General features: G+C 48.1%; 10 protein-coding genes. 6 read left to right on the forward strand and 4 right to left on the reverse strand.

All coding sequences use genetic code 11. From position 1 onward, the window contains the following. Positions 1 to 121 precede the first annotated feature (121 nt). Positions 122 to 1429 carry an amidohydrolase gene (locus IPJ02_00160; protein MBK7374021.1) on the reverse strand — a complete coding sequence of 436 codons (1308 nt, stop codon included), beginning with the start codon at positions 1427 to 1429 and terminating at the stop codon, positions 122 to 124. A 292-nt stretch (positions 1430 to 1721) separates the two neighbouring features. Here IPJ02_00160 and IPJ02_00165 point away from each other — a divergent pair, with 292 nt between their 5' ends. From IPJ02_00165 to IPJ02_00180, 4 genes are all read left to right on the forward strand, one after another. Continuing rightward, positions 1722 to 4820 (forward strand): M36 family metallopeptidase, encoded by a 3099-nt coding sequence (locus tag IPJ02_00165; protein ID MBK7374022.1) that lies wholly within the window; start codon positions 1722 to 1724, stop codon positions 4818 to 4820. A gap of 23 nt (positions 4821 to 4843) precedes the next feature. Further along, positions 4844 to 8716: a T9SS type A sorting domain-containing protein gene (locus IPJ02_00170; protein ID MBK7374023.1), complete on the forward strand. Its 3873-nt coding sequence runs from the start codon at positions 4844 to 4846 to the stop codon at positions 8714 to 8716. Positions 8717 to 9038: 322 nt separating this feature from the next. Continuing rightward, entirely contained in the window at positions 9039 to 9458 is a 420-nt protein-coding gene (locus tag IPJ02_00175) for a hypothetical protein (protein ID MBK7374024.1), read from the forward strand. Between the two features lie 7 nt (positions 9459 to 9465). After that, positions 9466 to 13749 (forward strand): proprotein convertase P-domain-containing protein, encoded by a 4284-nt coding sequence (locus tag IPJ02_00180; GenBank protein MBK7374025.1) that lies wholly within the window; start codon positions 9466 to 9468, stop codon positions 13747 to 13749. Between the two features lie 71 nt (positions 13750 to 13820). Here the strand turns inward: IPJ02_00180 and IPJ02_00185 are convergent, their stop codons facing one another. Beyond that, a complete protein-coding gene (locus tag IPJ02_00185) occupies positions 13821 to 15374 on the reverse strand; it encodes a methylmalonyl-CoA mutase (protein ID MBK7374026.1) in 1554 nt (517 codons plus the stop codon). A gap of 24 nt (positions 15375 to 15398) precedes the next feature. Further along, positions 15399 to 15917, reverse strand: coding sequence for a hypothetical protein (locus IPJ02_00190; protein MBK7374027.1), 519 nt, complete (start codon positions 15915 to 15917; stop codon positions 15399 to 15401). Positions 15918 to 16074: 157 nt separating this feature from the next. On the opposite strand from IPJ02_00190, the gene IPJ02_00195 reads away from it, so the two are divergent. Beyond that, on the forward strand, positions 16075 to 16416 hold the full coding sequence (locus tag IPJ02_00195; protein MBK7374028.1) for an iron-sulfur cluster assembly accessory protein: 342 nt from the start codon (positions 16075 to 16077) through the stop codon (positions 16414 to 16416). Between the two features lie 71 nt (positions 16417 to 16487). On the opposite strand, the gene secD is transcribed toward IPJ02_00195, so the two are convergent. Then, complete coding sequence (secD, locus tag IPJ02_00200; protein ID MBK7374029.1) at positions 16488 to 19409, reverse strand: protein translocase subunit SecD; 2922 nt, start codon at positions 19407 to 19409, stop codon at positions 16488 to 16490. Between the two features lie 213 nt (positions 19410 to 19622). Between secD and IPJ02_00205 the strand changes: the two genes are divergently transcribed. Continuing rightward, on the forward strand, positions 19623 to 20864 hold the full coding sequence (locus tag IPJ02_00205) for a serine hydrolase (protein MBK7374030.1): 1242 nt from the start codon (positions 19623 to 19625) through the stop codon (positions 20862 to 20864). The last annotated feature ends 26 nt before the right edge of the window (positions 20865 to 20890 follow it).

The following is a 20890-nucleotide window of genomic DNA, read 5'->3' on the forward strand; positions in this document are numbered from 1 at the left end:
AATTTCTTTTGTACGAGAGTGCAATGCTAACTTAAAAAAAAATATATTCCGTCCATAACTGTTTAAAAAGGATGAGTGGTATTATTTTTTTCAGTTATCAGAATGCATTTCAAAAATATTTTTAATACCCGGCCAGTTTCGGATAATCAAGTGCCAGCCTGCAAAAAGTTTTTACACCGATGAATAAGCGGCTGTCGTCGATCATGAATTCGGGGGTATGATGCGGGGGCGCCAGTTTTGGATCATTGCCAACGGGCATTCCGCCAAAATAAAAAAAGAATGCAGGCGCTTTGGTCCCGAAGTAACTGAAATCTTCGGCGCCGGTCACCCATCCCATCGGCCGTACATTATCTTTTCCTGCTGCAGCCTGCAGGGAAGGGATCATTTTTTCTGCAAGGGCAGGATCATTGTAGGTAACCAGGGTTTTTTCAATAAAATTCACTTCAGCAGTTGCATTGGATGCCTCGGCAATTTTTGCTGCCGTCTGTTTCATTCTTTCCTGCACTTCCTGCAGCATTTTACTGTCAAGGGTACGCAGTGTCCCTTCCAGCATGGCTTCTTCGGGAATGATATTGAAGCGTACGCCGCTGTTGAATTTGGCAACAGTGATCACAACAGGCGCTTTAGTAAGGTCCATCTGCCGGCTTACAATATGCTGGAATCCTTCAATGATCTGTGCAGCTATAGCGATCGGGTCGATCCCCAGCCAGGGTTGAGAGCCGTGAGAGGATCTGCCTTTTACATTCACCGTGAACTGGTGGGCAGAAGCCATGAATGCACCGGTCTTGTACTGGATATCCCCGGCAGGTATCCATGATTCAATATGCATTCCAAAGACGGCGTCTACTTTGGGGTTATCCATCACCCCTTCTTTGACCATTAACCCGGCACCGCCTTCTTCTCCCTCCGGGGGCCCTTCTTCGGCAGGCTGAAAAATGAATTTTATAGTACCGCGGATGTCATTCTTCATGCCCGAAAGGATCCTGGCAGCACCGATCAGCATCGCCACGTGTGCATCGTGGCCGCACGCGTGCATGACAGGTACTTTTTTACCCAGGTAATCCGTACTGTCTTTTGAAGCATAGGGAATATTCACCCTTTCTTTTACGGGCAGCGCATCCATGTCTGCCCGCAGTGCAATACATGGGCCTGGCTTAGTCCCTTTTAAAATAGCTACCACTCCTGTTTTACCTACCCCGGTCTTTATTTCCAGGCCAAGGCCATTCAGTTGCTCAACAATGTAGGCAGCCGTTTTGTATTCCCGGTTGCCCAGTTCGGGATTCTGATGAATATGCCTGCGCCATTCCGCCAGCCTGGGTTGAAGCTCTTCGGCTTTTTTGGCCACAGCGGGGTAGACGTCCTGCGAGTTTGCATACGGGCATACCAGGCTTAACATCAGGGTTATTTTTAAATTATACATTTTGCTCATGAGGGGTCTAAATTGTTGAGTAGTAAATATCGGTGAATAAAATTCTTAAAAAAAATTGCCCTGTTTTGTTATAATATTGTCAATTATCAGTATAATTGTGAGTCCTATTTTTAATTTCATCAAATAAACTAATCGCTTATGGCAAGTAGCTTTACATCTTCCCCTACATTTCATAATGACTCTGTAAAAAAAACCGGAACAATTTAATTGTTCAAACCCTGATGTAAAACAAGATCTCCATTGATTCTTCAGGGCAAACCTTCTTATTTATTTTAAAGCAAACTATCAGATTATGAAAAAACTTCTGCTCTTCTTAATTCCGCTGTTGTTCAGTGTGTTTACGATAAACGCACAGTTCAGCAATCCGGAAAATGATGCAGCCATGCAGTTGGTTGGAGCACACAAGGACGCGTTGCGCCTGTCTGCCGATGACCTGAGTAATGTTATGGTCTCAAGTACCTACCAGGATAATGCCACGGGCATCAGAATGGTTTACCTGAACCAGACATACAAAGGAATCCCTGTTCTTAACCAGATGCTTGTTCTTGCATTCAAAAACGGTAAGCTTGTTTCCAATGCCGGTAAATTCAACCACAGCATGGAAAAGTTTACCATTGGTAAAACAGCGATGCCTTCCGTATCTGCACAATCTGCAGTTCAGTCGGCCCTGTCTGACCGTGGAATGAGGCCAAGCCAGATGGCTGTTGCCCTCCGCACAAAAGACAATGGACGCAGCGTTGAGTTCAGTGATATGGGTGTATCCCGTGAGAATATCACCGCCCAGCTCATGTGGGTTCCCAAAGAAGAAATGGTAAATAATGCTCTTACATTGACCAAAATGGAACTGGCATGGCAGGTTAAGCTTGTGCCAAAAACAGCTTCCGATTACTGGATGGTTAATGTGAATGCATCAGACAACCGCATACTGGGTATGGATAACTATACCGATTACTGCGATTGGGGAAATCCTTTTACTGCAAATGCAGGTGTTAAATACCCTGAATTCTTATATGGTAACCTGGTTTCAGCAAAAACAGAAAATGCTTTATTTGATTTCAAGAAAGTTTCTGAGGATCCCAATATTATTACAACTGCTACTTACCGGGTAATTCCTTTCCCTGCAGAAGCGCCCAGTTTCCCGAATGGTGCTCATGCTTTAAGGACCGACCCCTGGTTAGCAGCACCGGGAAATGCCACTTCTTTAAAATGGCATACCGGCACAGCTGGTACAGATTATTCATATAGCCGCGGTAACAACGTTTGGGCATATGAAGACCGTACCGCACCAACCAATACAGGTTCACAGGCTAAATCGGCTAACTCAACTACAGCCCTTCCAAACCTGACCTTTGATTTTACTCCCGATTATACACAGCCTCCTACGCAAACTGCCCCGGTTCCAAACCAGCAGTTTAATATCACCAACCTGTTTTACTGGAATAACGTTATTCACGACGTTATGTATATATATGGTTTCAACGAGGTGACAGGTAATTTCCAGGACGATAACCAGGGACGTGGTGGTTTAGGAAATGACCACGTGAATGCAGAAGCCCAGGACATCGGTGGTACCAATAACGCAAACTTTGCTACCCCTGCCGACGGAACAAGTGGCCGTATGCAGATGTATCTATGGACCCTGTCTACCCCTCAAAGGGATGGTGACGTGGATAATGGGATCATTGTGCATGAATTCGGACATGGTATCAGCAACCGTTTTACCGGTGGACCCGCCAACTCAGGTTGTTTGGGCAATGCCGAACAAATGGGTGAGGGATGGAGTGATTATTATGGTTTGATGTTTACCCAGAACTGGGCAACATCAGTACTGACTACCGGTTTCACTTCTCCAAGAGGTATCGGTACCTATGCGCTGAACCAGCCTCCAACAGGTTTGGGTATCCGCTCTCAGCGTTATTGCACCGACTTTACCATTAACAATAAAGTATATGCAGCTTCCATACCTGCTGCCCCGCATGACAGGGGTGAGATATGGTGCGCCACTTTATGGGATATGACCTGGAACATCATCAACCAGGTTGGTACCATTAATGCAAACTTATACGACCTGGCCGGTGGCGGTGGTAATAATATTGCCCTGAAACTGGTTACAGAAGGTTTGCGGTTGCAGCAGTGCAGTCCCGGTTTCATCAGTGGAAGGAATGCGATCCTGCAGGCCGACCAGACATTATATGGCGGTGCTTACAGCTGCGCCATCTGGGAAGCATTCCGCAGAAGGGGTATGGGTGCCTTCGCATCAGAGGGTTCAACCAGCAGTGTAACCGACCAGACACCTGACTTTACTGCTCCTTCTACCCTGAATGCCACTGCCAGTGCAGCCACCATTCCGGAAACACAGAACATCGTTTATACAAATGCGGTGACTGCCTGCGGTACTGTAAGTAACTATACACTACGCGATACCTTACCTACCAACGTTACTTATGTGAGTGGTGGTACGTATGATGCCCCGAACAGGGTGGTCAGCTTTGCCGTTAACCAGGGTGCAGGTACTACCAACTATCCGTTTACAGTGAATGTAAATGCAGGTAGCTACTTCCCGCCATCTACATTAATTAATGAGCCCGTTGCCGGTGCAGGTATTCCTGCTTCCTGGACAACAACTGCTCCGCTCGGAACAGTTTGGACCGTTACCAATACACAGAGCAACAGTGCTCCTAACTCTTTCTATGTTCAGAACCTGGCTGCCGATGGCGACCAGCGGCTGGAAACAACTTCTTCCATTGCCATACCGCTTAACTCTTATGCAAGACTGAGTTTCTGGCACAGGTGGAATACCGAAGACGGATGGGATGGTGGTGTAGTGGAAATAAGCACCAACGGCGGTACCACTTGGTCTGATCTTGGATCAAATGCCGTTCAGAATGGATACAACGGCGCATTGGGTGTTTCTCCCAATAACCCGATCGGTGGCAGGGCTGCTTTCACAGGTCTTCAAACGCCATTTATAAATACCGTTATCAGCCTGGCTCCGTATGCAGGACAATCTGTTAAGATCCGTTTCCGCTTTGGATCAGATAATAATACAGGTGCACCAACTTCACCAGGCGGATGGTGGGTTGATGACGTAGTGCTGAACGTAGTGGCTGCTGTGAACATGCGCTCAAGCCTGTTCAATGCTACCAACGTACGGGTATCATTTAAAGACATGGTCACTGAGATAACTCAATTGGTAGCTTGTCAGGCTGTGATCAATCAGCACCCGATCAATGCTGCTTCTTGTGCAGGTTCTACAGCTACATTCACCTGCGTGGGTACAGCTACAGGCGGGGTAACCTACCAGTGGCAGGAAAGCACCAACAGGGCTGGCGGTCCGTGGAATAACCTTACCAATGCTGCTCCTTATTCTGGTGTTACAACTTCCACCTGACCGTCAACCCAACCGCAGTTGGTATGAATAACTACCAATACCGTTGTGTGGTTACCGGTACATGTCCTCCGGATGCTACCAGTACACCGGCTACATTAACCGTTGCTGCTGCTTCAGTAGGTGGAACGGTTAACCCGGCAAACACATCTGTTTGCGGTGTAACCAATAGCGGAACATTGACCTTAACCGGTCATGTTGGTTCTGTGATCCGTTGGGAGTCTGCAACAAACATTGCAGGTCCGTGGACAGCCATAGTTAATACATCAACAACATTAACGTACACGAACCTTACCCAGACAACCTATTTCCGTGCGGTGGTTCAGTTTGCAGGTTGCGCTTCGGCCAACTCATCCATTTCAACAGTTACATTCAATGCTTCATTGCCTTTGGTGATCGTAGCGGTGCCAGGCACCACACTTTGCCAGGGAGATCCTGCAGCGTTGACTGTTTATGAAAGTACAGGTTTTGCCAACGTAACACTCACCCAGTCCACTTCACTTGCCGTTACATCCCTGAACTCAGTTTCATGTAACGCTGGTGGATTGCATACGGATAACAGTTACTGGAGGGCTTACAACCTGGCAACCATGGGTCTTCCCGGTCCGGTAACCATCAACAATGTTACTTTCGGTATCGAAAGGGCAGCGGGTGGTGTTCAACCAGTGACCGTAAGGTTATGGACAAGCGCCGGTGCATTCCCCGGTGGGGTTCGTACCCTGGTAGGAAGCCAGACATTTAATATACCTAACCAGAACTTGTCCATCTTTACGGGTGCATTTGCTACCCCGGTAACTGTACCAAATACAGCCATCCTGGTAGTTGAATTGTTCACTCCAAGCGGACAGGCTACGGGCAGGTCATTCTTTATTGGTAGTAATGCTGCAGCTCAAACAGGCCCAAGCTATATCTCGGCTGCTGCTTGCGGAGTTGCTGCTCCTACAGACCTTGCTGCAATTGGATTCCCCAATATGCACATTATACTGAACCTTTCCGGCACAACACTGGGAGCTCTTACTCCGATCACAACAGGTACATTCCTTTGGACCCCTGCTGCCGGTTTAAGTTCAACTACAACAAACCCGGTTGCTGCATCTCCGGCTACAACAACCACGTATACCGTTAACCACGACAATGGTGCCGGTTGCGTAAGGCAGGCTAACATCACGATCAATGTGAACGTCCGCCCGGCTGTTACAAGCCATCCAACCAATGTTACCGCTTGTGCCACCACGGTTGCAACCTTCACGGTTGCTGGTGTAGGTACAGGCCTTACATACCAGTGGCAGGAAAGTACCAATGGTGGAACCACCTGGAACAACCTTGCCAATACAGCGCCTTACTCAGGTGTAAATACAGCCACACTGACCATTAACCCGGCTACAGTGGCAATGAACAACTACCAATACCGTTGTGTATTGTCTGGTACTTGTCCTCCGTTGACACCTCCGGGTACTGCAAACATTTCCAATCCGGCGATCCTTAACGTGAATGCATTACCTGTGGTGACTGTAACACCGGCAACGGGTTGCGGTGGCGTGGCAGGCATCAACGGCTTGTTACTGACAGCCAGCGGTGCATCTACGTATACCTGGGCACCACTCACTGGTTTGTATACCAATGCAACGGCTACCACAGCATACACAGGAGGTAATACCCCAACTGTTTACGCTGCACCAACGGCTTACACTGCATATACCGTAACGGGTACAGCAGCCGGTACAGGTTGCATCAATACAGCTGTAGCGTTGATCAACTATACGCCACCAGCTCCGAATGTTACACCAACATCCGTAACGATGTGCTTAGGAGATCCGGCCGTACGGTTGACCAGTTCAACATCCAGCAATACATCTGTTCAGTTCTGTTCCGGAACGGTTAACATACCGATCCCTGATAACAGCCAGGCCGGAGCCAGCAGCAACATAACCGTTTCTGGTATTCCTGCATCCTGTAACATATCAGCAATGTCTGTTACCTGGAACATGCCGCATACCTGGAATGGGGATATGGTTGTTGTGCTGAAAGCGCCCAATGGGCAGGTACTGAACCTTGATTATTATTTATCAGCTACCGGCGGGGCCGGAGCAACAACAGGCTTTGTGAATACCACAGTAAGTTCAGCAGGAACAGCAGCGCTAAGCTCTGGCAGCGGAACCTATACCGGAACATTCAGGGCCGATGCCCGTACAGCAGCGCAGGCGCCATTCGGACCTCCGGGCCCAACGGCTTTCCTGCCAACAACAGCCAACTGGTCATCGCTGTATTCTGTTCCCAACGGAACGTATACCCTGGCCATGTATGATGGTGGTCCTGCCGACCTGGGTACTTTGACCTCCTGGTGTCTGAACATCACGTATACCTGTGGTGTTCCTGCAACACGGGCAGTATGGACGCCGAATGGTGTTGGTTCAGGCTTGTTCACTGATGCAGCTGCAACTATTGCATACACTGGTACACCAACAGATACGGTATGGACAAGGCCCACACCATCTGGTGTATATCCTTACCAGGTAACTGTACAGAGCTTATCACCTCCACCGGCTGTGGTTACAACACCAATGGCAGGCGGTAACGGTAATAACCTGGTTGCCTTTAATGTTCGGAACAATAATGGATACGCAGTTAACTTCAGCAGCATATCAAGCAATAGCTTTGGTTCAGGTGCAATTGCTGCAAGGGTATTCTATAAGCCATTACCGATTGCGGGTAACCCGGGTCCGATCAGTGCAGCCAATGGCTGGATACAATTCGGCTCTGGTAACTTCACCGTTGCAGCCGGAACATTGAACCAGCTGATGACAGGCTTAACGCTTTCGATCCCTTCAGGTGCCACTTATGGTATCGCCCTGGATTTCACGGGAGCAACCTTCCCTGCTTATACCAATGGTGCCGCTACAACGGTAACCTACAGTGCCGGCGGATGTGATATCATCACCGGTGGTAATGTTGGATGGGGTGGCCCTGCTGCTCCGGCACAACCGGTGAACAACCCAAGGAACTTCAATGGTTCTGTAAGTTTCACAGCCAGTTTCCCTCCATGTACCTCACCAGCCAGAACGGTGGTGGTAACTGTTAACCAGCCAACAAGCGTAACAACGCAGCCGGTTAGCCAGACCATCTGTACCGATAAGGTTGCAACCTTTACTGTTGCAGCCGGCGGAACTGGTCCGTTCACCTACAGGTGGCAGGTAAGTTCCGACAATGGTAATACATGGGCGAATGTGAACAATGGTGGTGTTTATGCAGGTGCAACATCTGCTACACTTACCATCACAGCGCCACCGGTAAGCATGAGCGGGTACTTCTACCGTTGTGTAATAACAGGTGCTGCACCTTGTGCAAGCGTAAATTCATTCCAGGCCCGCTTAACGGTTAATCCGTTGCCGGTTGTGGTGATCAGCGCTGCACCATACACAGCCCTGTTCCCGGGTTTGAGAACAACCATCACATCAACAGTAGGCCCGAACGCAGCCCAGACCTATACCTGGTTGCGCAATGGCGCTGTAGTGGCCGGTGCCAATACAGGAATACTGAATGTAGATGTGGATGGACTGGGAGATTACCGGTTAAACGTTATAGACGTTAACGGATGTACCAGCACTTCCAACACTATTTCCATCAGGGATTCAGTAAGCGGAAGGTGCTTCATCTATCCAAACCCGACCAGTGGTCAGTTCCAGGTTAGGTACTACAGTGTAGCTAACAACGTGTTGCCAAGGTCATTGACCGTATATGACGCAAAAGGCGACCGTATCCTGACACAGTTCTACACCATCGGCCGTCCTTACGACCGGATGGATGTTGACCTGCGGAAGAGCGGAAAAGGCCTGTACTGGGTTGAGATCGGTGACATGAACGGTAACCGTTTGACCATGTGCCGTGTTATAGTTCAATAATCAGTTAATCCTGATATAGATCTTAAGTCCCCCGGTTTACCGGGGGACTTTTTTTTTAAAAAGGGTCAATTTTATAGTAATTACCCGGATGCCTGGAATTATAGCCATAAACAGCGTAAACGGTTGCCTGTTTTGAACCCGGGGTTAAGTAAGTCTTACCCGGTAATAAAAAGCAGGTTTGGGTTTTAAAAAGAATTTTTGTACATTTAGTTTAGCTGACCCCGTTATCTTCACTTATCCCATCCCTATTGAATAGTGTCCATCCTATGTACCAGTCATATTCATTATGATCATTTTATTATTATAACTAAAACTGGCTTAAATGAAAAATTTTTTCATCATTATTCTGATGTTGGTTATTGGATCAGCAGCAGAATCTCAGACACCGCAATTTTATAACCGGTTGCCCACGGCGGGAGCGAATGTTTTTCCCTTCAACACCAATCCTGGAACCGGCAAAAAAGTACAGTGGGCCATCGCTGCCGGGGAATTCAACCAGCCAGGACCAGCTCCTGCCGGGAATAATATAACCGCTATCTGGTTCCGGCCAAATGCTGCATGCAATGCAACCTATACAAACCTTACGATCCGTTTAGCAACGGTTTCAACTTCTACATTTATTCCGGGTATCGGTCAATGGTATACCGGACCGATGGTAACTGTACGGTCACAGAACACAACGATCTTCACCAGCCGCACTCACCTGGACCAGTATTCCGCTGACAACCCCGTTTCCGTATGACCCGACCATGAACCTGATCATAGAAGTGTCTCAGTGTGGTTTTACAGGAACGGGTTTCAATATCAACCAGGACGTTATTGACGTTGCACCAAACTACCGGCGGCAATACAGTGATGCTTCGTCGGTTTGCGGCGTAACAGTTTTGCCAACCGGGGGACAGTTCAATGTTCCGGCTATCGGCCTGGATCTTGCTCCGGCTGGCTGTACGAATACAACGTCCAACGGATCAGCCACCATCAATACAGCCGGGAATGTAGTGACTATATCTGCCTGTAATTTTGCGGGTGATTACTCCACCATCAACGGGGCTGTGAACGGGCAGACACTCCGGTTTACGAGCAGTGTTGCCACCGATTTCATCACGGTGCGTTCCGGCACTCCCAATGGTCCTTTGCTGGCTTCTGGTACCACGCCGCTTGTTTTTGCCAACACATTCACCGGTACTATTTATGCGCATTGGAATACAGCAGGATGCGGCACCCAGAACACCTGCCGTACCACCACCGTGCAATGTACCAATTGCGGAACAACACCATGTACCATCACCAGAACTTCCGCTGCAGGAACCGATAACCAAACGGTTTGCCAGGGCGGCCCGATAACTAATATTACGTATAACACCACCATTGCTTCGGGTGCCACATTCAGCGGCCTGCCTCCCGGTGTAACGGGCAATATGACGGGCAGTGTAATAACCATCAGTGGCGTACCTACTGCTACCGGTGTTTTAAACTATACAGTAACCCTCGTCGGTTGTCCGGCACCAACTACTACGGCCACCGGTACCATCACGGTAAATGCTGCTGCACCGATATCGGTGGTTGCCGTTCCCAGAACAACCTTATGCGCCGGAGATCCTACATTACTAACCATAATGGAAACAAATGGTCCACCGGTACCATCTACTATTGCCATAACAGAATTCCTTAACAATAATGCAAATGCCACTATATTATTCAACTTCCGGAATAACAATGCCACCGCAGTAACTATAACAGGCATTGAGAGTATTTGCAGTACTTCAGGACTGAAGAGTGTCTCTGCTTTATACAAGACATCTCCGATCAATGGTGCACCCGGTGCACTCAATGCTGGTAATGGTTGGAACCAGTTCGGTTCTGCTGTTATCACAGGCATTGGGAATACCACCACCACCACTACGCAGCCATTTATGACCGGTTTAACCCTTGTGGTTCCACCGGGAGCTACCTATGGTATTTGTGTACAGGCGGTGAACCAGGGAACAACAACCGCTGCCCAGCGATACAGTTCTATTGCTGCGGGAACCTATACTTTTTCTGCTGGTGGTTGTGATATCGTTACGGGTACCAATATCGGATACGGTGGTGTTGCCATACCAGGTGCACCTACCTTTACGCCCAGGGGATTCCTGGGTAAAGTAACCGTACTTTCCGGAGGTGCCCTTGTACCAATAACAACCGGAACATACTTATGGAGTCCTGCAGCCGGCCTGAGTTCAACAACAACAAACCCCACAGCTGCTTCACCTGCAGCTACCACAACATACACCGTTAATCATAATAACGGGGCCGGTTGTGTACGCCAGGCCAATATAACCATAACGGTCAATAACCGTCCGGAAGTGACCACACAGCCAGCCAATGCGAGTGCCTGTGCGGGCGGTACTGTCAGCTTTACCGTTGCAGGTACTGGTGCAGGCCTTACTTATCAATGGCAGGAGAGTACCAACGGCGGTGTTTCCTATAGTAATTTAGCCAATGCGGCACCCTATTCGGGCGTTACCACGGCAACCCTTACCATCAACCCGGTAAGTGCTGCAATGAATAATTACCGGTATCGTTGTGTATTAACCGGTACCTGTGCTGCAATTGGTACAGCAAACATTTCCAATGGGGCCATCCTCACGGCGAATGCCCTGCCGACCGTAACGGTTACACCTGCAAGTGGTTGCGGTGGCGTGGCAGGTATCAATGGTCTGCTGCTTACAGCCAGCGGTGCTACTACGTATACCTGGGCACCATTTACCGGATTGTATACCAATGCAACGGCTACCACACCGTATACAGGCGGTAATGCAGCAACGGTATATGCTGCACCAACGGCTTATACCGTGTATACGGTTACAGGCATTAATTCAACAACAGGGTGCAGCAATACCGCTTCAGCCCAGATAAACTATACACCACCTGCACCAACGGTTACCCCGGTATCCGTAACGATGTGTTTGGGCGACCCTGCTGTAAAATTGAAGAGTTCTTCCTCACAACAGTTCAGCGCTTCATTTGCTTCGGGTGCGGTTAATGTAACCATTCCGGACGGACCGACCCTCCCGCCGGTCCCCACTTCATACCCTGCTGTTGTTTCCAATATAACGGCTTCCGGTATTCCTGCAGGGGCAATCATTGCTGCTGTCAGGGTCCGGTTCAATATTACCCATGCTTATGTCAGTGATCTTGTGATTGCATTAAAAGCGCCAAACGGCCAGGTGATTAACCTGTGTGCCCTGGCTAACTTCGCAAATCCTGCAGGAGCTAATTTCACCAACACAACATTTAGCTCTGCGAGTACAACAACCATAGCACCACCTTATACCGGAACCTACAAGGCAGACCTGGCAGGTGCCACCTTTACGGCATTTGGATTTACATTCCCTGGTGGTCCCGTTGGGTATGTTCCAACAGCCAATGCGTGGAGCAGTCTGTATTCCACACCGAATGGCGTTTGGTCGGTAGGCCTCTATGATGCAGGCGCTCCCGATGGAGGTGTATTTAACAATTGGTCATTGGAAATAGATTATATAGTTGGTGTACCGGCAACCCCGGCGGTATGGACACCGGCTGCCGGATTATTCTCCGATGCAGCTGCCCTTATACCCTATGTGGCAGGTACGGAAGTGGATTCTGTTTGGACAAGGCCCACACCTTCCGGTGTATATAATTACCAGGCCACGGTTAAGAGTCTGCCTTTGTCCGGAACGATCCCATTACCGGCACAGGCAGCAACCTTTACCGGTAATGTAAGGGGATACTGGTTTACGGCACCAAGTTCATTTACCATGACTTCATTGTATGTTCCAACCGATGCATCTTCCGCTAACCAGAATATTGCTGTTATCCGGTTTAACCCGGCTACGCCACCTCCTGCATTCCCGGGTACAACCAATGCTTTTACCACTTTGTTCTTAACACAGAATAATGGCAGCGGTGCACCCATACCCGTTAATATTCCGATAAATGCGGGAGATGTGATCGGTATTTTGGGCAACCGCGGTAATGTTAATTCCTATGGACCCACTGGTCCTTCCACGACCAACATCAACGGGATTCCGGTAACATTAACCCGGATGGGCATGCAGTTCCAATTAGCCACCACGGCGCCCCAGGCCATTTGGCAGGAACCTGCCTTTGCCATTTCCAGGGTGTTTTTCAGTTATGGTCTTCCTGTTCCACAATGTACATCACCGGCCAGAACGGTGGTGGTAACTGTTAACGAACCTACAAGCGTAACAGCGCAGCCGGTTAACCAGACCATCTGTACCGATAAGGTAGCAACCTTTACCGTTGCAGCAGGAGGTACTGGTCCGTTCAGCTACAGGTGGCAGGTAAGTACCGATGGCGGTAATGTGTTTAACAATATATCAAACGGCGGTGTTTATGCCGGCGCTACAACTACTACTTTAACGGTTACGGCACCCCCGGTAAGCATGAACGGTTATTTCTACCGTTGTGTAATAACCGGCGCTGCACCATGTACAGCTGCTACATCGTTTAAAGTGGAATTAAGGGTTAATCCATTGCCAACGGTGGTCATATCTGCTAGTCCTTATACCAGGCTGATGCCGGGATTGCGCACAACATTGTCATCAACGGTAACCCCGAGCCCGGCTCAGACCTATACCTGGTTGCGCAACGGTGCTGCCGTGGCAGGTGCCAACAGCGGCACACTCAACCTGGATGTGGATGGTATGGGTGATTACAGGCTTACTGTTACAGATGTGAATGGTTGTACGAATAATTCCAACACCATTTCCATCCTGGATTCAGTCAGCGGAAAGTGCTTCATCTATCCAAACCCAACCAGTGGTCAGTTCCAGGTGAGGTACCATAGTGTAGCGAACAATGTGTTGCCTAGGTCATTGACCGTATATGACGCACAAGGCAACCGGATCCTGACACAGTTCTATACCATCGGCCGACCTTACGACCGGATGGATGTTGACCTGCGGAAGAGCGGGAAAGGAATGTACTGGGTTGAGATCGGTGACATGAACGGTAACCGTTTGACCATGTGCCGTGTTGTGATTCAATAACCGGAGACTAACAATCATAAAAATCCCCCGGGGTATTCCGGGGGATTTTTTTATTCAATAGGTTCCGGGGGTCATTTATACTCTCCGAAGATCTTTCTCAGCTCATCGGCTATCTCACCCAGCGTACAGTATTGTTCTACGGCTTCTAAAACAGCAGGCATCAGGTTTTTTCCATCAACTGCATACGCATTCAGTTTTTTTAAAGCGGCAGAAACCTGTTGAGCATCCCTTCGCTGTTTCAGTGATCTTAACTTTTCGGTCTGAACCTGCTGAACGCTCTCATCAATTCTTAAAACGGGGATCGAACCGGTCTCTTCATTCTGGAATTTATTCACACCAACAATTATCTTTTCGCCGCTTTCGATCTGCCGTTGATATTCGTATGCGCTTCTTGCGATCTCATCCTGTATGAAGCCCTGCTCAATGGCGGATACGCTGCCACCCATGATGTCTATTTTTTCGATCAGTTTCCAGGCAGCCGCTTCCACGTCAGCGGTCAATGATTCAATAAAATAACTGCCAGCCAGCGGATCCACTGTATCGGGGGCGCCGCTTTCATAAGCAACGATCTGCTGGGTTCGCAGGGCAATGGCTGCAGCTGATTCTGTGGGCAGGCTTAATGCTTCATCAAAACCATTGGTATGCAGCGATTGGGTACCGCCTAACACCGCGGCAAGGGTTTGCACCGTTACACGGCTTATATTATTGTAAGGCTGCTGGGCCGTCAGGGTACTGCCACCCGTTTGAGTATGGAACCGGAGCATCATGGCTTTGGGATCCGTTGCACCCAGGTCTTTCATGATCCTGGCCCACATGCGCCTTGCCGCCCGGAACTTTGCCACTTCTTCAAACAGGTTATTGTGGGCATTAAAGAAAAAGGAGAGGCGTTTGCCAAAAACATTGATGTCTAATCCCTTTTCCAATGCAGCTTTTACATAGGCTTTCCCATTACTGAGGGTGAAAGCAATTTCCTGCACCGCAGTACTTCCTGCCTCCCGGATATGATAACCGGAAATGGAAATGGTATTCCACTTTGGGACCTCGGCAGCGCACCATTCAAAGATATCGGTGATGATACGCATGGAAGCCTTGGGCGGATAGATATACGTGCCCCGGGCAGCATATTCCTTTAAAATGTCATTCTGGATGGTACCGGATAACATTTTCAGGTCGGCGCCCTGCTTTTTTGCCAGTGCGATATAAAATGCAAGCAGGATAAACCCCGATGCATTGATGGTCATGGAAGTGGAGACCGCATCCAGCCTGATCCCTTTGAAGAGCGTTTCCATATCCTCCAGGCTGTCGATGGCAACGCCCACTTTGCCCACTTCTCCATCTGCCAAAGGATGATCGCTGTCGTACCCGATCTGTGTAGGAAGATCGAAAGCCACACTCAAACCATTCACACCCTGGCCCAGCAGGTAGTGATAGCGTTGATTGCTTTCTTCGGCAGTTGAAAAACCGGCATACTGCCGCATGGTCCACAACTTGCCACGGTACATGTCTGGCTGCACACCACGGGTAAAAGGATATTCACCCGGTTTTTCATTGCAGTCAACAGGCTGCTCATACAGTGGTTTTATTTCAATCCCGGAGTCGGTGAATATTTTTTTATCTGCAGGCATAAATGGTAGTGGGTTTGAAGATCATTACAGCAGTTTCTTTGCTTCAAATTGCAAAGCACTCAGCACCACGGTACTTAATTCAGCATTGGTGCTGGCAACATACTCCAGTATCCGTTTGCTTAATTCAATGGCATTGGCTTCCGAAGGAAGGGTGGCAGCCAATTGATTGATGATAAAAATGTTCTGGTCTTTTAAATTCCCGATCGCCTTCCACATTTCAGGGCTTATATAGATCTGCTGGCTTACATTGTATTCATATTCCGTCCGCAGGGTTTCAAGCAAAGCAAGCTGCAGGTCAACCACCGTCATACCGGCGGATGAAGTACGGGAAACCAGGTTCTTCAGGGATGACCTTTCTGCATACAGGGTGAAACGTTCATAGGCCTGTAACCGGAGTTTCAGGGTCTCATTATTTATCCCAAAGCGTTCCCGCATCTCGTCTTTCATTCCTTTGAATTCTGCCAGCAGCCAGGCAATGGCAATGAAAAACATGAAGAGGGCACCCAATATGATATTCTGAACGGTGGCTTCCGACAAATTCATAAATTGATGATTTGAAACAAAATTAAGGGAATAATAAAGGGTTGCCAACCTTTGCTGTGTTTTTAAGGGATTAACAAAGGGTTGCTGATCCCTGCAGAACTTCTTATTTCGTAAAGCCAAACCGGGTGAAATTTCTAATTTTGTAAAAAATAAGAACATGGAAACAACAACAGTACCCGTTACGTTAACCGCATCCGCCAGGGCGGAAATAAAAAGGCTGATGAACGAAGAGGGGTTTGATGTAAACAAGTCACTGCGGATAGGAGTGAAGGGGGGTGGCTGCAGCGGCATGACCTATGTACTGGGCTTTGATGCCAAAACGGAAAAGGACGATGGGTTTGATATTGACGGCATACCCGTTATCATGGAAAGGGCGCATGGTATTTACCTGGCGGGAATGGAAGTGGACTGGCAGGGTGGACTGAATTCAAGGGGATTCACGTTCAATAACCCCAATGCAAGTAAAACCTGCGGATGCGGAACAAGCTTTGCCGTATGATCTGCATTCGTTACTGAATAAAGAGGGCGCTGTTTTAAACAGCGCCCTTATTGTATGACTAAGATCGTAATTTATTTCTTTTTCTCTTCCACCGCATCTGCAGCGCCCAGGGGTTTGTTCTTTGCAAAGTCAACCAGTACAGGGGCTCCCACAAAAATAGACGAGTAGGTACCGGTGATGACACCGATCAGCATCGCAAAGGCAAAACCACGTGTTACCTCGCCACCGAATATGAATAAGATCAGCAGGGTAAGGAATACCGTCAGCGACGTCATGATGGTACGGCTCAGCGTATCATTAATGGCCCGGTTGATGATGGTTGTTTTGGTGGCACCCTTCATATCCCTGCTGTATTCACGGATACGGTCAAACACGATCACCGTATCGTTCATGGAGAAACCGATCACCGTTAACACGGCTGCAATAAAGTGCTGGTCGATCTCCAGCGGGAACGGTACGATATTCTTGAAGAATGAGAATACGGCCAGCGTAATAAATACGTCGTGCAGCAGCGTAAAGATCGTTCCCATAGAATACCTCCAGTCGCGGAAACGGATGAAGATATACAGGAAGATGATGAGTATGGCAAAAATGGTGGCCTTGACAGCACCACGTTTCAGGTCTTCTGATATGCTCGGCTGCACGGCAGAGTAGCCCTGGATATTATTTTTAGCGAACTGCCCGCTCGTGATATTGGCAGGCAACACTTTTTTAAGTCCCTGGTAAAGCCTGGAGATCACAGCGCTGTCCGCATTGTTCATTTCCTTCAGGTAAGCCGTGGTGATGTTCAGGTGACGGGAATCATTCACGGTCTTGATCGTAGGGTTATCTCCTTCAAGCGCTGCTTTCAGGTCGTCACGCACATCATCCGGTCTCACAGCCCGGTCGAACTGAACGGTATAACTGCGGCCTCCTTTGAATTCAACCCCCAAATGGAAGCCATTGAAGTAAGAAGCAATACCTGCTATCAATACCAGTACCGAGATCATGTAAGCATATTTCCTGAACTCAATGAATTTGTAGCTGGCATGTTTGAATATCTTCCTGGATATGGCAGTGAAATAATTGAAGTGACGGTTCTTGTTGGTCCAGAAATCGGTGATGAGCCTTGACACAAGGATACCGCAGAACAAAGACAACAGGATACCGATGATCTGCGTGGTGGCGAAGCCCAAAACGGGGCCAAGGCCGAAATAGAACAGGATCACAGCAGTTAATAATGAAGTAACGTGGGCATCAATTACCGGGGCCAGTGAACGCCTGTAACCATCGTTCACAGCCAGCTGGTATGATTTGCCTTTTTCAATTTCTTCTTTTATCCGTTCAAAAATAATTACGTTGGTATCCACCGCCAGGCCAATGGTAAGTACCAGGCCGGCAATACCTGCAGCGGTCAATGTAAAGCCCATGGCGGTTAGTACACCAATGGTGAAAAGCAGGTTAAGTATAAGGGCAATATTTGCAACCCATCCGCCGGTATTGTAATAAACCAGCATCAGGATGAAGATCACCAGGAACGCAATGCCAAATGACATGGCCCCGCCTTTTACGGCCTCTTTACCCAGGGTAGGTCCTACAACCTGCTGTGCCACTATTTTTGCCGGGGCATCCAGCCTGCCCGATTTCAGGATATTAGAAAGATCCTGTGCTTCCTGTACCGAAAAGTTCCCGGATATTTCAGAACTGCCGCCTTCAATAGGGCCGGTTACATTTGGAGCAGAATAAACGATGTCATCCAGTGCGATGGCGATCGGACGGTCAACATTTTTTGTGGTAAGTCTTGCCCAGGTCTTTGAACCGGTGCTGGTCATTTCCATTTTAATGGAAGGGCGTCCTTTGTCGTCAAAACCCTGGTAAGCTTCGGCAACACCTTCTCCTTCAAGCGGCGCTTTCTCAGTACCTGTCTGGGTTTTTATAGCGTATAAAGGCAGAAGACGCTGTGCGTTCTTTGTATCTTTTAATCCTTTTTCTTCCACGCCCAGCAGGAATTTGCAATCGGCCGGCAGGGCATTTTTTACAACCTCATTGTTGATGTATTCATAAAATATCCCGGTATCCTGCAACGCAATATATCCTATCCGGTCGGGCATAGGATTCTGTATTTTTATCAGGTTGAATAAAGGGTTGGCATTCTGAAGCATTTTAGTGGAATCTGCTTTAACGCTATCGGTTACACCATTCAGGTAATTCTGCAGGTTCTCATCAGCAATTTTCAGGGAATTCCCGATCTCATCAGGACGGTAAACCTCCCAGAATTGCAAATGGGCAGATGCCTGTAACAATTTCTGTACCCGTTCAACATCGGTAACACCAGCCAGTTCCACATTGATGATACCTTTGTTCTCATCAAAATTTATATTGGGCTGGGCCACGCCAAATTTATCAATACGCCTTACCAGTACTTTATAGGTTTCTTTGATGGCACCTGATGCAATGGTCTTCAGTTTAGTGGTGACCGCAGCGTCGTTGTCCCCGATCTTTATTTCTTTACCCGGACCGGCAAACATGGCAGACAGTTTTCCCTCCCCGTTATTACGGATGTATTCTTTGGTGAACAGGGTGATGAAATCAGCGTCTGACGTGCCTTTCTGGGCGGTAGCTGTTCTTAACGCGTTAAGAAGCTGCGGATCCTTTCCATTATTGCTCAATGACCGCACCAGGTCGCTCAGGTTAACATCCATAGTAACGCTGATACCGCCCTGCAGGTCGAGACCCAGGTTCAGTTCATTGGCCTTGCACTGCCTGTACGTTGTTCCAAAAATGGGATAAATGCTTTTGTCGCTTGTGCTGTCCAGGATCCTCTTTTTTCTAAACTCTACCGCAGCAGTCCTTTCATCCCCTTTCAGATCGGGAAATGCGGTGCGGACAATTTTCTCAGCCTTTGCTTTAACAGAGCTTTCGTAGTTACGCACAACCCAGGTATAGGATAACTCCCAAAGAGAGATAATTATCAGCGCAATCGTAAAGAACCAAACCAAACCTTTTAATTTCATAATAAGTAACTTTTAGTAGCTAGTTTGTTGAATTTTAGAAGTGTGCAAAGATAGGGGAAAAACCCGTTTAGTTTAGTTGGCGGTTAATTTTAGAATTTTACTCATTTTGCAGCCTAAACAGGTCATATGTTTTGTAAATACAATACTTTTCATCAGTTATTAGCGGGAGCAGCTGTTTTACTCTCCTGCACCCTTACCAAACAGGCCCGGAATATGGATAATAAACAAGCGGTTACGATCACAGCCGCCGTTCCCGCGGATACCGTAAAAACGGATGAATTCCTGGGAACCCTCATGCGGCAATACCCCCTTTATTTTGACAGCATATTGAATAACCGCAGGGACCTGAATGTACAGGTGATCTACACCCAGGTAAACCGGGGGGCAAACGGCATTGCCGGCCTTAAGAACTATTATTTTAACGTGAATCCGTCCCGGTATTTCTACCCGGCATCCACGGTTAAACTCCCCATTGTTTTGCTTGCCCTGCAAAAGCTGAATGAACTAAAAGAAAAGGGGATCGACCGGAACACCACCATGTTAACGGAAACTTCTTACAGCGGGCAAACCTCCGTTTATAACGATCCCACCGCCCCGGATGGAAGGCCCAGCATTGCACATTACATAAAGAAGATACTGATGGTGAGCGACAACGATGCGTATAACCGGCTTTACGAATTCCTGGGGCAGGAATACATAAACAGTGAATTGCACAGGAAAGGATATGCAGATGCCCAGATCCTGCACCGGCTGGAAATATATTTAAGTGAAGAAGAGAACAGGCAGACCAACCCCGTTATTTTTTTAGACAACAATAACAATGTATTGTACAGAATTCCCGGGCAAAGGAATGCGGCAGCTTACCTGCAGCGGAACGACAGCCTTGGCAAGGCTTATTACAGGAGAGGGGCATTGGTGAACGGGCCAATGGATTTCTCAAAGAAGAACCGGCTAAGCCTGGAAGACCTGCACAATATTCTGCTGGGCGTTATTTTCCCGGATAAGATAAGGTCGGAGAACAGGTTCAATATTACGGAGGAAGACAGGCAATTTGTTTTAAAGTACATGAGCCAGTACCCGACCGAAAGTGTTTACCCGCCTTATTCGGCAGATACGGCGACCTACTGGCCGGCATACTGTAAATTCTTATTGTTCGGGGCAACAAAAGATAAGCTTCCCGGTAACATACGCATATTCAATAAACCCGGCGACGCCTATGGGCACATGATCGATGTGGCCTATGTGGCCGATCTTAAGAATAATATCGAGTTCTTTGTTTCTGCATTGATCTATTGCAATTCAGACGGCGTTTTAAATGACGACCGGTATGATTACGCCACCGTGGGCCTTCCTTTCATGAAAAATCTCGGCCAGGTCATTTACGATCATGAATTAAAAAGGGAATACAGGATCAGGCCCGATCTTTCGGCATTTAAATTCACATACGATAAATAGCTATTTTTGCCAGTAACCAAACGACT

It is taken from the genome of Chitinophagaceae bacterium (assembly GCA_016710165.1).
GTDB lineage: Bacteria > Bacteroidota > Bacteroidia > Chitinophagales > Chitinophagaceae > Ferruginibacter.